Source organism: Nonomuraea salmonea (genome assembly GCF_042428605.1).
Taxonomy (GTDB): domain Bacteria; phylum Actinomycetota; class Actinomycetes; order Streptosporangiales; family Streptosporangiaceae; genus Nonomuraea; species Nonomuraea salmonea.
This window is the reverse complement of the sequence record NZ_JBHMCF010000042.1, coordinates 317,131-330,242: the sequence shown is the minus strand read 5'-3', so window position 1 is coordinate 330,242 and position 13,112 is coordinate 317,131. Positions and strand designations below refer to the sequence as shown.

Annotated in this window: 12 protein-coding genes and 1 pseudogene; 9 read left to right on the top strand and 4 right to left on the bottom strand. The window is 72.2% G+C overall.

The window, feature by feature from the left end; translation table 11 throughout:
- Positions 1-3 precede the first annotated feature (3 nt).
- Positions 4-297: a hypothetical protein gene (locus ACFFR3_RS39600; protein ID WP_379484789.1), complete on the top strand. Its 294-nt coding sequence runs from the start codon at positions 4-6 to the stop codon at positions 295-297.
- Between the two features lie 9 nt (positions 298-306).
- On the opposite strand, the gene ACFFR3_RS39595 is transcribed toward ACFFR3_RS39600, so the two are convergent.
- From ACFFR3_RS39595 to ACFFR3_RS39585, 3 genes are all read right to left on the bottom strand, one after another.
- Positions 307-1,173 carry a fumarylacetoacetate hydrolase family protein gene (locus ACFFR3_RS39595; protein WP_345399739.1) on the bottom strand — a complete coding sequence of 289 codons (867 nt, stop codon included), beginning with the start codon at positions 1,171-1,173 and terminating at the stop codon, positions 307-309.
- A gap of 96 nt (positions 1,174-1,269) precedes the next feature.
- Complete coding sequence (locus ACFFR3_RS39590; protein ID WP_379484788.1) at positions 1,270-2,760, bottom strand: multicopper oxidase family protein; 1,491 nt, start codon at positions 2,758-2,760, stop codon at positions 1,270-1,272.
- Positions 2,757-3,203 carry a hypothetical protein gene (locus ACFFR3_RS39585; protein WP_345399733.1) on the bottom strand — a complete coding sequence of 149 codons (447 nt, stop codon included), beginning with the start codon at positions 3,201-3,203 and terminating at the stop codon, positions 2,757-2,759. Before ACFFR3_RS39585 ends, ACFFR3_RS39590 begins: the two co-directional genes overlap by 4 nt.
- A gap of 152 nt (positions 3,204-3,355) precedes the next feature.
- On the opposite strand from ACFFR3_RS39585, the gene ACFFR3_RS39580 reads away from it, so the two are divergent.
- Positions 3,356-4,528 (top strand): sensor histidine kinase, encoded by a 1,173-nt coding sequence (locus ACFFR3_RS39580; protein WP_364369138.1) that lies wholly within the window; start codon positions 3,356-3,358, stop codon positions 4,526-4,528.
- A complete protein-coding gene (locus ACFFR3_RS39575; RefSeq protein WP_345409635.1) occupies positions 4,525-5,208 on the top strand; it encodes a response regulator in 684 nt (227 codons plus the stop codon). Before ACFFR3_RS39580 ends, ACFFR3_RS39575 begins: the two co-directional genes overlap by 4 nt.
- Positions 5,209-5,440: 232 nt before the next feature.
- Here the strand turns inward: ACFFR3_RS39575 and ACFFR3_RS39570 are convergent, their stop codons facing one another.
- Positions 5,441-6,649, bottom strand: a complete 1,209-nt coding sequence (locus tag ACFFR3_RS39570; RefSeq protein WP_379484787.1) for a L,D-transpeptidase — start codon at positions 6,647-6,649, stop codon at positions 5,441-5,443.
- 164 nt (positions 6,650-6,813) lie between these two features.
- On the opposite strand from ACFFR3_RS39570, the gene ACFFR3_RS39565 reads away from it, so the two are divergent.
- The 6 genes and pseudogenes from ACFFR3_RS39565 to ACFFR3_RS39540 all read left to right on the top strand — a co-directional run.
- Positions 6,814-7,461, top strand: a complete 648-nt coding sequence (locus ACFFR3_RS39565) for a hypothetical protein (protein WP_345399724.1) — start codon at positions 6,814-6,816, stop codon at positions 7,459-7,461.
- A gap of 93 nt (positions 7,462-7,554) precedes the next feature.
- On the top strand, positions 7,555-9,072 hold the full coding sequence (gene qcrB / locus ACFFR3_RS39560) for a cytochrome bc1 complex cytochrome b subunit (protein WP_345399721.1): 1,518 nt from the start codon (positions 7,555-7,557) through the stop codon (positions 9,070-9,072).
- A gap of 237 nt (positions 9,073-9,309) precedes the next feature.
- Positions 9,310-10,182, top strand: a complete 873-nt coding sequence (locus tag ACFFR3_RS39555) for a polysaccharide deacetylase family protein (protein ID WP_364369129.1) — start codon at positions 9,310-9,312, stop codon at positions 10,180-10,182.
- A gap of 78 nt (positions 10,183-10,260) precedes the next feature.
- Positions 10,261-10,932, top strand: a complete 672-nt coding sequence (locus ACFFR3_RS39550; RefSeq protein ID WP_379484786.1) for a hypothetical protein — start codon at positions 10,261-10,263, stop codon at positions 10,930-10,932.
- Positions 10,933-11,398: 466 nt separating this feature from the next.
- The gene (locus tag ACFFR3_RS39545; RefSeq protein ID WP_379484785.1) at positions 11,399-12,721 is read left to right on the top strand and encodes a PepSY-associated TM helix domain-containing protein; all 1,323 of its coding nucleotides are present in this window, start codon (positions 11,399-11,401) and stop codon (positions 12,719-12,721) included.
- A 231-nt stretch (positions 12,722-12,952) separates the two neighbouring features.
- Positions 12,953-13,111: pseudogene (locus ACFFR3_RS39540) on the top strand (alpha/beta hydrolase); the annotation flags it as partial.
- Position 13,112: the final 1 nt, after the last annotated feature.

The window sequence follows — 13,112 nt, the reverse complement described above, 5'->3', positions numbered from 1 at the left end:
GCGATGGCGACGAAGCACCAGCTCCTCCGCGAGGCTGCCGACAAGGAGTCGCTGGCCGCCGCGTTCATGCGGTACGCCAGGGGGCTCGCGGGCGCGTTCGACGGCATCCCGGCGCGGCCTGGCGACTGCGAGTCGTACTGGACGGGGCCGGCCGCGCAGCGGTACCTGACGCAGGTGGTCAAGGTCAGGCGCGAGGTGGCCGACCTGGAGGACTCCTGCCTGGCCACCGCCGACAACCTGCGCCGCCGCGCGGCGAGCCTGCGCGCCGCCGCCGCGACCATCGTCGCCGACCCCTGAGCCCAGGGGCTAACGCATCGCGTCCAGGCCGCGCACCACGCTGGTGGTGAGCGTGCCGATCTCGGAGATGCCGATCGTGACGGTGTCGCCGTCCTGGAGCGTGAACGGCAGGTCGGGCACCAGGCACGTGCCGGTCGCCAGCACGGCGCCGTCGGGGAAGGCGTCGGCGCGGTAGAGGTAACCGGCCAGGTCGTCGAGCCGCCGGTTGAGCTGGGAGGTGCTGGCCTTGCCGTCCCAGACGGTCTCGCCGGCCCTGGCGATGGTGAGCGTGATGTCCAGCGTGTACGGGTCCGCCACCTCCCACGCGGGCCTGATGCCGGGGCCGACCGCGCAGGCGCCGAGGTAGATCTTGGCCTGCGGCAGGTAGAGCGGGTTGACCCCCTCGATGGTGCGGGAGCTGACGTCGTCGACGACCGTGTAGCCGACGATCTCGCCGCCCGCGTTCAGCACGAGACCCAGCTCGGGCTCCGGCACGTCGATCCCGGAGTCCTCGCGGACGGAGATGCGGCCGCCGTCGCCCGACACCTTCCACGCCACCGACTTGAAGAACAGCTCGGGCCGCTCGGCGTCGTAGACCAGCTCGTACACGTCGGCGGCGCGCTCGCTCTCCAGCACCCTGGCCTCGCGGGAGCGCCGGTAGGTGACGCCCGCGGCCCACACCTCCATGCGCCCGTCCACGGGCGGGAGCAGGGCGACGGAGCCCGAGGGGTGGCGGGGGCCGTCGGCGGACGCGCACCGCTCCTTGAGTTCATCGGAGGAAAGTCGGAGCAGCTCACCGACGGTGGTGATTCCGGCCAGCTCCACCACCTGCTCGCCGTCGTCGATTCCTACTGCGGCGGCGCTGGTCAGTGGGCTGGTGAACCGTACGATCTGCATGCCTGCTCCTAGCTCCGTCAACCGAGTCATCCGATGAATGGTCGCCTATGGGATCAACTTAATAGTTCGACGGGTCGATCGGGAGGGGGCATCTGCTCATATCACCTCGAAGTCGGCCATCATCGCCATGTCCTCGTGTTCGAGGTTGTGGCAGTGCAGCATGTACGTGCCGCGGTGCCCGTCGAAGCGGGCCAGCACGTCCACGACCTCGTACGGCCCCACGTCCACGGTGTCCTTCCAGCCCGCGTCCGTGGCGGCGGGCGGGCGGCCGTTCCTGGCCAGCACCTGGAAGTGGGCCAGGTGCACGTGCACGGGATGACGGAAGTCACCGGTCAGCCGCCACACCTCGGCGGTGCCCACGCGGGGACGGGCCAGCGGCACGCCGGGCCGGTAGCGATGACCGTTGATCGTCCAGGCGCCGTCCGTCGCGCGGAAGTCGAAGCGGCGGGTGGCCACGGGACGCGGCCGTCCAGGCGGGCGGGACAGGACGGCGGGCACGGCGCTGTCGTCCGGCGCCCGCCGGGTGACGACGAAGCCCATGACGTTCCCGGCCGGCCCGTCGGCCAGGGCGTTGACCAGGGTGACGGCGGTGCCGACGGGGTAGCCGGAGAAGTCGACGACGACGTCGTACCGCTCGCCTGGAGAGATCGGGATCGCGTCGTGCGTCACCGGCGCGGCGAGCAGCCCCGAGTCGCTGCCGATCTGCGTGAACCGGCCGCCGGGGGCCAGCCTGAGCAGGTATCTGCGCGCGTTGGACGCGTTGAGCAGGCGCAGCCGGTAGCGGGTGGCGGTCACCTCGGCGACCGGCCAGGGAGCGCCGTTCACCAGGATCACGTCCCCTTCGACGCCCTCCATGTAGTCGCCGTCCAGCCTCCCCCGGCCGCCGTGCTCACCGTGCCCGCTCCGGTGGGCCCGCGGGTAGCGGAACGAGCCGTCCTCCTCGAAGGCCCGGTCGCAGATCATCAGCGGCAGCTCCCGCTCGCCGCGCGGCAGCGGCAGCGCGTCCTCCTCCTCGTCGCGGACCAGCGCCATCCCGGCCAGCCCGCGCCACACCTGCGGGGCGGTGAAGTCCATCCGGTGGTCGTGGTACCAGAGCGTGGCGGCCCGCTGGCCCACCGGATAGCGGTACTCCTTGACCAGCGGGTGGTGCACCTCCCCTGGGTGAGCGGGGTGCGGCGGGGCGCCGGCGGGCACGACGAGGTCGGTCGGGTAGCCGTCGGAGCCCGGCGGGGTGACGCCGCCGTGCAGGTGGGTGGAGGTGGGCACGGGCAGCTCGTTGCGCACCGCGACCGTGACTGGTTCCCCGCGCCGCAGCTCGAACGTGGGCCCCGGGAAGGTGCCGCCGTACCCCCACACCTCGGTCCGCAGCCCCGGCAGGATCTCGGCCGCCGCCACCCGCTGCGTCACCTCGTACCGGCCGGGGCCGACCGGCCTGGCCACGTCCGGGATCGGCAGCGGCGCCGTGAAAGGCTCCGGCAGCCGCGCCCTGCTCCGCAGCAACTGCCCCGCCACCTCGGCCCCGCAGCCCGCGATGCCCAGCCCGGCCCCGCCCAGCATCCCCACGAACGCCCGCCTGGAGATCCTCATGCGGCACCGCGCAGCGTGCGCCACGTCCACGCGGTGAAGACGGCGGACAGCCCGAAAACGGCCATGCCGAGCGGGAAGTGCCCCGCGATGATCCGCGCCTGCCCCAGCCCGACCTGCGCCGTCTCCAGCACCACGAGCCCCAGCCCGGCCAGCGCCGGCCATCCTGGGCCGCGCCCCGGCCGCCACAGCAGCACGGCGGTCACCACCTGCGCGTAGAGCAGCGCGTGGGTGTAGCCGGCGTTGTCGCGGTGCCAGGCCAGCAGATCGACGTCGCCGGTGACGAACAGCCCGGCGAGCGCCGCCTGCACGAGCACCCCGGTCAGGTGCCCGGTGGCCGTCACGCGCAACGACCAGACGATCCAGCCGGGCGGACGCGGAACGGCCTCGGAGGAGCCGGGGTCGGAGGAGCCGGGGTCGGAGGAGCCGGGGTCGGAGGAGGTCATGCCAGGAATGCTCCACCGAACGCCATCGCGGTCACATCCCGCGACGGGGGGCTCTGGCCCGTACTCCCGGGGGCGTACGCGAGCCGCCCGGCGCCGGAAACGTACGCCCGCGGGCTGACGCCCCGCCGGCGCCGCTCCCCTACCTTGGGTGCATGGACACCCGCGGGAAGGACGCGCTGGTCGCGGCGGGCGCGCTGGCGGCGATCACGGCGGGCACGTACGCGAACCTGTCGTGGTCGGGTCCCCAGGAACGCCCGCTCGACCCGGCGGGCCTGGCGCTGATCACGGTCGCGGCGCTGTCGCTGGCCTTCCGGCGCACCGCCCCGCTGGCGGCCGGCATCGTCGCGGCGGCCTGCGCGGTCGCCTACTACGCCGCCCACTACCCCGGCGTGTTCGCCACCGCGCCCGCGCTGGCCTCGATCTACACCCTCGCCGTGCTCGGCCACCGCAAGGCGGCGATCTGGCTGGCGGCGGTGCTGGCCGTGACGATGTACGGCCTCATGGCGCTCGCGCCCGAGGATCCGCCGCCGGGCAGCTGGATGGCGCTGCTGAGCGGCTGGCTGATGGCCATGGTGCTGGTGGGCGAGGTGACCAGGAGCGGCAGGGCGTACCTGCGGGCGGTGGAGCAGCGCGCCGAGGCGATGGAGCAGCGGGCCGAGGCCGTGGAGCAGCGGGCGCTGGAGGCCGAGCGCACGCGGGAGGAGGCGGCGCTGCGGCAGGCGAGCGAGGAGCGGCTGTGGATCGCGCAGGAGCTGCACGACTCGCTCACGCACAGCATCTCCGTGGTCAACGTCCAGACCGCGCTGGCGCTTGAGCTGCTGGAACGCCGTCCCGAGCGGGTCAGGGAGGCGCTGCTGGCGATCAAGGAGTCGGGGCACGAGGCGATGAACGAGCTGCGTGCCACCCTCGGCGTGCTGCGTAGTCCCGAGGGGGTGGAGGCGGGGCTGTCCGGGCTGCCGCGCCTGGTCGCCAGGGCCGAGGGTGCAGGGCTGCGGGTGAGGCACACCGTGTCGGGCGTCCCGTACACGGCGGCGCCTGAGGTCGATCGGGCCGCGTACCGGATCGCCCAGGAGGCGCTGACCAACGTGCTGCGGCACGCGGGCGCGTCCGCGGCGGTCACGGTGAGCCTCCAGTACGCTCCCTCGGCGATCGTGCTGCGGGTGGAGAACGACGGCGAGCCCGGCGTGGCCGGGCCTGGAATGGGGTTGATCGGGATGCGGGAGCGCGCGGTCGCCGTCGGCGGCTCGCTGACGGCGGGCCCGGGCGAGCACGGCGGCTTCACGGTACGCGCCGAACTGCCGACGGGGGCCGGGGGGCGGTCGTGATCCGGGTGCTGCTGGCCGACGACCAGCCGCTGATCAGGGCCGGCTTCAAGGCACTGCTGGAGCTCACCGACGACATCACCGTGGTCGGCGAGGCGGGCGACGGCGCGCAGGCGGTGGAGCTGGCCGAGCGGCTGCGCCCGGACGTCGCGCTGTTCGACGTCCGCATGCCGCTGATGGACGGCATCCAGGCCACCCGCAGGATCGGCGCGAGCCCCGAGCTGAACGACGTCCGCGTGGTGATCCTCACCAACTACGCCCTCGACGAGTACGTCTTCGCCGCCCTCAGAGCCGGCGCCACCGGCTTCCTGCTGAAGGACATCGAGCCCGGCGACCTGCTGCAGTCGGTGCGGGTGGCGGCGAAGGGCGAGGCGCTGCTGTCGCCGTCGGTGACCCGCCGCCTGATCGAGGAGTACGTCAGCACCCCGCCCCGCCCGGCGGCCTCAGGGCCGGAGCTCGACCGGCTGACCGTCCGCGAACGCGAGATCGTCGCCCTGGTCGGCAGGGGCCTGTCGAACGAGGAGATCGCCGAGCACCTGGTGATCAGCGGCGCCACCGCGAAGACCCACGTGAGCAGGTCGATGGTCAAGCTGGGCGTCCGCGACCGGGCCCAGCTGGTCGTCTTCGCGTACGAGTCGGGCCTGGTGGTCCCAGGAGATCAGAACGTCACCAGGAACTCGTAGCAGTTGAGCAGCCAGACGAGCAGCCACAGCGCGAGGGTCGGGAGCCGGATCAGCCCCCGGCCGGTTCCGTCTTCAGGCACCCGATACCAGCTCCCGTGAACGGGACGGCGTTCCTGCTTGTGCCCTCATGGTAATTCGCCGCTCTGCGCGAAAGCGGTATAGGCCGACAAAGGATTCCTGATTGTGTCCTTTACTGAAACGCGTACGGAAACCGCGTACTGAAAGCCTCGGCCTATCCGTTCACCGGCTTGCCGAGCGCGCTGCCCGCCAGCCAGTCTTCCCACGACTTGGCCCACGGCGTCGGCCCGTTGCCGAACTGGAGTTTCCTGGACGTGCCCGTCACCTCGATGATGTCGCCGCGCTGGGTGAAGTCGTAGAACCAGCGGGCGTTGGCGGGGCTGGCGTTCACGCAGCCGTGGCTGACGTTCGAGCTGCCCTGCGCGCCGGTGGACCAGGGGGCGGCGTGGAAGAAAGTGCCGCTGTACGTCATGCGCACGTTCCACTTGGTCTTGATGCGATATTCGCCGGGCTCGCCGATCGTGGCGGAGTCCATGACGATGTCGGCCGCCTTCTCCTGCGCGATCATGACGCCGGAATAACTGTCGTCGCCCGGCCGCCCGAGGCTGACCGGAATGGTCTTGACGACCTTCCCGTTCTCGCGGACGACCGCCTTGTGGGCCTTGGCGCTGACCTTGGTGATGTGCTCGGGCCCGACGGTGAACGTCAGGCTGCGGTCCTTGGTGCCCCACAGCCCGGAGCCGGCGCGCAGCCCGGCGAGGTGCGCGACGACGGTCACCTTCTGCCCGGCCGGCCAGTACTCCCGCGGCCTGAACTGCACCTCGCGGTCGCTCACCCAGCTCCACGCGCCCTCGACCGGCTTGGACATGCGCACGACCAGCGACCGCTCGATCGCCGCCCTGGCCTTCTGCGAGGTGATCGGCTGCGAGAGCAGGAGCTGCACGGGCATGCCCACGCCGACCTTCTCGCCGTCGAGCGGCGCCATGCCGCTCTCCAGCACCCGTTTCGGCTTGAGCGTGGTGAACGTCGAGGTGCCGCTGACCTGCTTGCCGTCGGTGCCGGTGGCCTGGGCGCTGACCGTGTACGTGGTCGAGGGCCGCAGCGGCCAGGCCGGCCGCCACGTGCCGTCGTCACCCATGGCGCCCTTGACGGCGCGGCCCTTGGCGTCGGCCACGGCCACCTTCGTGACCTTGCCGGCGCTCACCTTGACCGCGATGCCGGTGTCGGGGGCGACCTTCTTGGTGCCGTCGGCGGGGGTGATCGCCAGCTTGGCCACGGGGCCCTGCTGCTGAGGGCCGCCCTGAGGGCCGCTCTGAGGGCCGGGGCCGCCGCCGGACGACGTACAGCCTGCGACGGTGAGCAGCGCCGCCATGGCGGCGGCGGTGAGTGATGGGGCGAGGGTCGCGGTCCGGCCGTTCCGCATCGTCGATGCCTCCCGTGCCTGACATAAGGCAATTATTCACATTAGACCGTTTACGGAGATCAGGCGGACTCCTGCCCGGATTGAGCTCGGACATGCGGCCACGGCACGCGCGGCGCGAGTGAATGATCTTGATCTGACGATCCGCCGGGCACAATCATGGGCCGGTGGATTACTACCTGATCTCCTCGACCGCGGGCGATCGCACGCCCGCAGGGCTCCTGGTGGAGGAGTTCGTCCTGTGTGAGGACTACACGGCGGCCGGAATCGACGGCGCCGAGTGGAGGCCGGAGAACGGGGCCTGGTCCTCCTCCGCCGAGCTGAGCCGCGCCATCCGCGCCGACCGCGCGCTGCGCGGCCGGGTGACGCCGGTCAGCAGGCAGGAGGCGTACAACGCCTTCGCCCGCATGGGCGGCGGCGTGCTGCCGGAGGAGGCCGGGCTGCGCACGCTCTTCCAGGAGCGCCGCACGCTGCCCACCACCGCCCCGCTCAACCTCGGCGGCTCCAGAGCGCGCCGTTACCGCATCCTGTTCGCCGGCGAGCTGGGCGCCGACGGCCTGGAGAACGCGCGCACGGCGCTGAGGCTCGAGCCGACCGGCGACCCGCGCGTGATCGGCGCCGCCTCGGCCGACGCGGGCGGCCACGGCTTCACCTGGGAGCTGCGCCGGATCGGCGCGGGCATCGCCTGGTGCGTGGACGTCACCGCACGGCTCGGCTCTGGCCCGGTGACCGCACTCGGCGCGCTGCTGCACCACCACCGCCAAGCGGTGCGCGAGCAGGGCCTCATCCCCGTCACCGTCGAACGCTTCGCCTGAGAGAACGACATTCGCCGGCCGGTGAGTGTCACATTCGCGGCCCCTACTCCGTCTTGTCCATAAGGATCCGGACAAGACGCATGCGGAGTGGCGATGAAGGGCAGCTCACTGGCCGGGGCGCTGGACGACCGGCTCGGCGGGGCCGGGTTTCTGAAGAAGGCGATGCGGAAGGTCTTCCCCGACCACTGGACGTTCCTGCTGGGCGAGATCGCGTTATACGCCTTCGTGGTCATCCTGCTCACCGGCGTCTTCCTGACGTTCTTCTTCAAGCCGTCCATGCAGGAGGTCGTCTACGACGGCAGCTACGTGCCGCTGCACGGCGTCACGATGAGCGAGGCGTACGCGTCGTCGCTGGAGATCACCTTCGAGGTGCGCGGCGGCCTGCTGATGCGGCAGATGCACCACTGGGCCACACTCATCTTCCTCGGCGCCATCGTCATCCACCTGCTGCGCAACTTCTTCACCGGCGCCTTCCGCAAGCCGCGCGACCTCAACTGGCTGATCGGCGTCACGCTGTTCGCCCTGGTGCTGATCAACGGGCTGTTCGGCTACTCGCTGCCGGACGACCTGCTGTCCGGTGCCGGGCTGCGCATCCTGCACGGGGTGATCATCTCGGTGCCGCTGGTGGGGACGTACCTGGCGATGTTCCTGTTCGGCGGGGAGTTCCCCGGCGAGGACATCATCGCCCGCCTCTTCAGCCTGCACGTGCTGCTGATCCCCGCGCTGCTGCTCGTGCTGCTCCCGCTGCACGCGGTGGTGCTGACGTGGCGGCAGACGCACACCCAGTTCCGCGCCAAGGGGCTGCGCAACGATCAGGTGCGCGGCGCGCCGTTCTTCCCCGCGTTCCTGGCGAAGACGACGGTGTTCTTCCTGTGGGTGACCGGGGTGATCACACTGCTCGCCACGATGTTCCAGATCAACCCCATCTGGCTGTACGGTCCTTACCTGCCCAGCACGGTCAGCGCCGGCTCCCAGCCCGACTGGTACATGGGCTTCCTGGAGGGCGCGCTGCGGATCATGCCGCCGTGGGAGTTCACCGTCTTCGGCTCCACGGTGACGATGAGCGTGCTGATCCCGGCGCTCGGCGCGCCCGGCCTGCTGTTCACCGCGCTCGCGCTCTATCCGTTCGCCGAGCGGTGGGTCACCCGTGACCGTGCCGTGCACCACCTGCTCGACCGGCCGCGCGACGTGCCCGTGCGGACGGCGCTCGGGGTCGCGGGCATCGTCTACTACGGCGTGCTGTGGCTGGCCGGCGGCAACGACCTGATCGCCTCGACCTTCCACATCTCGCTCAACGCGACCACCTGGATCTTCCGCGTCGCCATCGTCGCCGGGCCCGTGCTGGGGTACGTCGTCACCCACCGGATCTGCCTGGGCCTGCAGCTACGCGACCGGCACACGCTCGCGCACGGGGTGGAGACCGGGGTGATCGTACGCGGGCCCGACGGCGGCTTCACCGAGATCGAACGCCCGGTGACCGAGGAGGAGCAGGCCGTCCTGGAACCCGGCTCCCCACCCGCGCTACCACCCGCCCCACCGGCCGGCGGCGACGTGCCACCGCCGGCCGGTGAACGCGTCCGCCGCGCACTCCAACGCTCCTGGCTCAACTGACCCGCCGCCCCGGCCTCTCCGGGGCGGCCTCTCCGGGGCGGCCTCTCCGGGGCGGTTTTTCCGGGGCGGTTTTTCCGGGGCGGTTTTTCCGGGGCGGTTTTTCCGGCGGCTCAAGGAACGGTGACGGCGGGGACGGCCTTCGCGCGAACCATGAGCGGACGGCGGGAGTCCAACCTTTGGAACGGTCCCGCGCTCATGGGGGACGCACCGGGGGCGGTGCGCTTAGGGGGATACGGCATGAAGATCGGCGCGCTACGGGGGACGGCGGGGGCACTCACCTTGACCGCTCTACTGACGACTCTACTGACGACGCTGCTGACGACGGCCTGCACCACGGACAGGAACGTCGATCCCGGCACGGCGTCGCCCGCATCCGCGGTCCCGGCATCCGGCACCATCACGTCCGGCCTTTCCGCCGGCACTGCCGCGGCGTCCCGCGTGGCCGGTTTACCCGCCTCGGCGGTGAGGGTGGTGAAAGTGGTGAAGGTGGCGGCCAGGGCCAGGCCGGTGGACTGCCGGCGGGCGAAATGCGTGGCGCTTACCTTCGACGACGGGCCGGGGGCGTACACGGACGCGCTGCTGCGGCACCTGGCCGCGTACCGGGCCAAGGCGACGTTCTTCGTCGTCGGGCAGAACGTGGCGGCGAACCCGGGGATCGTGCGCAGGACGTACGCGGCGGGGCACGAAATCGGCAGCCACACCTGGTCGCACCCCGACCTGACGAAGCTGCCGGCCGCCGGGGTGCGGGCGCAGCTCGCGCGTACGGACCGGGTGGTGAAGGCGGCCATCGGGGTGGTGCCCAGGCTCGTCCGGCCGCCGTACGGGGCGGTCAACGCGGCGGTGAGCCGGCTGACCGGGCGGCCGATGGTGTTGTGGAGCGTGGACACCCTGGACTGGCGGCACCGCGACAGCGCCAAGGTGGCCCGCAAGGCCGTCAGGTCCGTACGCCCGGGGAGCGTCATCCTCTTCCACGACATCCACCCGTCGACGGTGCGGGCGATGCCCCGCATCCTGAAGGCCCTGTCCAAGCGCGGCTACCGCTTCGTCACCGTCACCCGTCTCTTCAACGGGCACCCGCCCAGAACCGTCTACAGCGCCGGGCTGACCTGACGACGCGAGAGTTCGTCGCATCCGGCTGAACCGGGGCCGGGCGGCCGCCGTATCTCGTCATGTGAGCGGTGATCGCGCATGAACCCCGACGAGAGAGGATGCGGCATCGGCAGCGGGGACACCGCGCAGGCCGGGGGGACCGGCCTGCGCGGGCTGCGTACGACGGTGTTCGCGGTCGTCTGCGTGCTCACCGCCCTCGCCATGCACGTCCTGGCCGGAGGTCCGGTAGCGGGATTCGGCACGGTGCCGGCCGCCACGGTGATCACCGGCGCGGGGGCCTTCCTCCTCACCCGCCGCCGCTCCCGCCGCACCTTGCTGGCCGCCTCCTTCGCCGCCCAGTACGGCATGCACCAGCTCTTCACCACCACCCCCCACGCCGTACAAGATCTCCTCACCACCACCCCACCAGCCCTCCATGCCGCGCACGCCACGGACGCCTCCGCGCTCGGCGCCCACCACGGGGGCGGCCTCAGCGCGAGCGTCGGGATGCTGCTGGCCCACGTGGTGGTGGCGGTGCTGTCGGCGTGGTGGCTGGACCGGGGCGAGACGACCCTGGCCACGATCCTCCACCTCCTGGCCACCTCTCTCCGCGACCTCTGGGCCCTCCTGACCACCTGGGACCCCGCACCCCCGGCCCCCACCCGCCGCCCGGCCCTCCTCGCCGCAGCTCCCCTCGGCCCCCTCACACCCCAGGCTCTGATCTGGACGCTGTGCCGCCGAGGACCACCCCGCCCTGACGCGTTGTCGTGACGCGAGCTTCCTGAGCACCGCGCTCCCGCACCGCCGGTCGCCGGCACCGTTTCCGCACTCGGCGCGCCCTACGCCGGACGCTCACGGCATCGCCCCGCACACCGCGCGCCCACCGCATCGCCCCACACGCCGAGCGCCCACCGCGTCGCCCGGCGGCCTTGCCCACACGCGCACCGCGTCGCGCGCTCACCACACCACCTGTGAACGGCGCCGACTCGCGGTGCCGCCGTCCGCCGCGCCGCGTGACCTGCGACCCCATCGCGGTGCGCAGCACCTTGAGGCCATGGCGATCGCAAGGCGCCACGGACACCCATGACCGCAGCTGACCCTGCCTCCCCGCATCTCGCCGGTGCCCTGCTCGCCTCGCGCACCAGGCCGATCGTCACCCGGCCTCCACGCTGTGGCCGCCTCGCGCCCTGGCGTGCCGTCGCCGTACCCACGAAAGCGCCCCCGGAAGGGAGCCCCCATGACATCGATCGAGACTCGTCCCACACCGGCCCGAGAAGGGCCCGAGCCGGCGCGGCCGGTCGCGTCGCAGCGCTACCGGGCCGTCTGGCGGTGGCACTTCTACGCCGGGATCTTCGTTGCGCCCGTGCTGCTCGTCCTGGCCGTCACCGGGTCGATCTATCTGTTCAAGGAGCCGTTCGAGGAATGGCGATATCAGGACGTGCGCACGCTCAGCGAGCCCGTCACCCGGGCCCGGCCGCTGTCGGAGCAGATCGCGGCGGCTCAGCGGGCGCATCCCGGTGCGCCGGTCATGTCCGTCATCCCGCCCATGTCACCCGACCGGAGCACCCGCGTCATCCTCCAGGGCACCGAGACGGGAGGCACCGTCGGCGACCGGGTCGTGGAGACCGCCGCCTGCTGGTCGCTGATCCTGGTCGCGACCGGCACGTACCTGTGGTGGAGCACCCGCCGCAGGAAGCCAGGCCCGCGCAGACCCAGGAAGGGCCGGGGCGGGCTGCGCAGGGTTCACACGTGGGCGGGGGCCGGCGGGGGCGCGGTGGTCGCGTTCCTCGTCCTGTCCGGGCTGCCGTGGTCGGGCGTGTGGGGTGACGGCCTGCAACGGCTGCAGGACCGTACGGGCTCCACGTACCCCAGCGCCGAGGACTACCCGCACACCTCGGGCGACCTGTCCGCCAACCCGGACGCCAAGGTCCCGTGGGCGGCGGAACGGCTGCCCGTCCCGCCGTCCGAGGACGGGCACGCCGGCCACGGCACCACGCACGGCGTGCTGCGGGACGGCGCCCTGCCCCTCGAGGACGCCCTGGCGGCGGCGCGGCCCGCGATCAGGTCGTGCCCGCCGGACGAGTGCGACCTGAAGATCCTGCTGCCGGACGGCCCGAAGGGCGTCTACACGGTGGTGACGGACCCGCGCCGCGACCCGTCCGACGCGCAGACGCTGCACGTGGACCAGTACAGCGGGCGGGTCCTGGTGTCGTACGGCTGGAACGAGTACGGCGTCATCGCCAAGGCCGTCGAACAGGGGGTCGCCCTGCACGAGGGCCGCCGCTACGGGACGGCCAACCTGCTGCTCATGCTGGGCGCCTGCCTGACCCTCGTCACGCTGATCGTCACCGGCGCCTGGATGTGGTGGAAGCGCCGCCCCCGTGGCCGCTTGGGCGCACCGGCCCGGCCCACCGACCGCAGGACGGCGTACCGGCTGATCGCCGTGATGGCGGTGCTCGGGCTGCTGTTCCCGCTGGCGGGGATCACGATGGCGGCGGTCCTGCTCATCGACTGGCTGGTCCTGCGCCGGATCAAGCCCCTCGCCCGCCTCTTCGGCTGACGGTAGTGCTGGGGACCCTGCGACGGCGAGGGGCGGCCGAGCGATCTGCGGTGTTCGTCCGTCGGGGTGCCGCTGGACCGGGACGCCCCGCGCGGCCGGGCGATCACGCTGAAGGTGGCCAGGCGCGCGACATCGAGGCGATGCGGGCGGCGCTCGGCGAGGAACGGCTGAGCTTCCTCGCCACCTCGTACGGCGGCGTTCCTCGGCGCGGGCACGTGGACCTACTACGCGGACACGGCCGACCTCGTAAGGCGGGTGCCCGGCTCGGTGACCGTCCGCTTCGACGGCCCCGGGCACGGGCTCTACCTGACGGGGGACGCGTGCACGAACGCGTACCTGACGGACCTGCGCCTGCCCCCGCCCGGCACCACCTGCCGCCCCGCCTCCTGAT

What these genes read in the sequence shown, in the direction of transcription:
- ACFFR3_RS39570 (WP_379484787.1), bottom strand. Translation starts at nt 6,649, where the DNA reads ATGCGGAACGGCCGGACCGCGACCCTCGCCCCATCACTCACCGCCGCC.
- ACFFR3_RS39555 (WP_364369129.1), top strand. Translation starts at nt 9,310, where the DNA reads ATGAAGATCGGCGCGCTACGGGGGACGGCGGGGGCACTCACCTTGACC.
- ACFFR3_RS39590 (WP_379484788.1), bottom strand. Translation starts at nt 2,760, where the DNA reads ATGAGGATCTCCAGGCGGGCGTTCGTGGGGATGCTGGGCGGGGCCGGG.
- ACFFR3_RS39600 (WP_379484789.1), top strand. Translation starts at nt 4, where the DNA reads ATGGCGACGAAGCACCAGCTCCTCCGCGAGGCTGCCGACAAGGAGTCG.
- ACFFR3_RS39595 (WP_345399739.1), bottom strand. Translation starts at nt 1,173, where the DNA reads ATGCAGATCGTACGGTTCACCAGCCCACTGACCAGCGCCGCCGCAGTA.
- ACFFR3_RS39550 (WP_379484786.1), top strand. Translation starts at nt 10,261, where the DNA reads ATGAACCCCGACGAGAGAGGATGCGGCATCGGCAGCGGGGACACCGCG.
- ACFFR3_RS39545 (WP_379484785.1), top strand. Translation starts at nt 11,399, where the DNA reads ATGACATCGATCGAGACTCGTCCCACACCGGCCCGAGAAGGGCCCGAG.
- ACFFR3_RS39585 (WP_345399733.1), bottom strand. Translation starts at nt 3,203, where the DNA reads ATGACCTCCTCCGACCCCGGCTCCTCCGACCCCGGCTCCTCCGACCCC.
- qcrB (WP_345399721.1), top strand. Translation starts at nt 7,555, where the DNA reads ATGAAGGGCAGCTCACTGGCCGGGGCGCTGGACGACCGGCTCGGCGGG.
- ACFFR3_RS39580 (WP_364369138.1), top strand. Translation starts at nt 3,356, where the DNA reads ATGGACACCCGCGGGAAGGACGCGCTGGTCGCGGCGGGCGCGCTGGCG.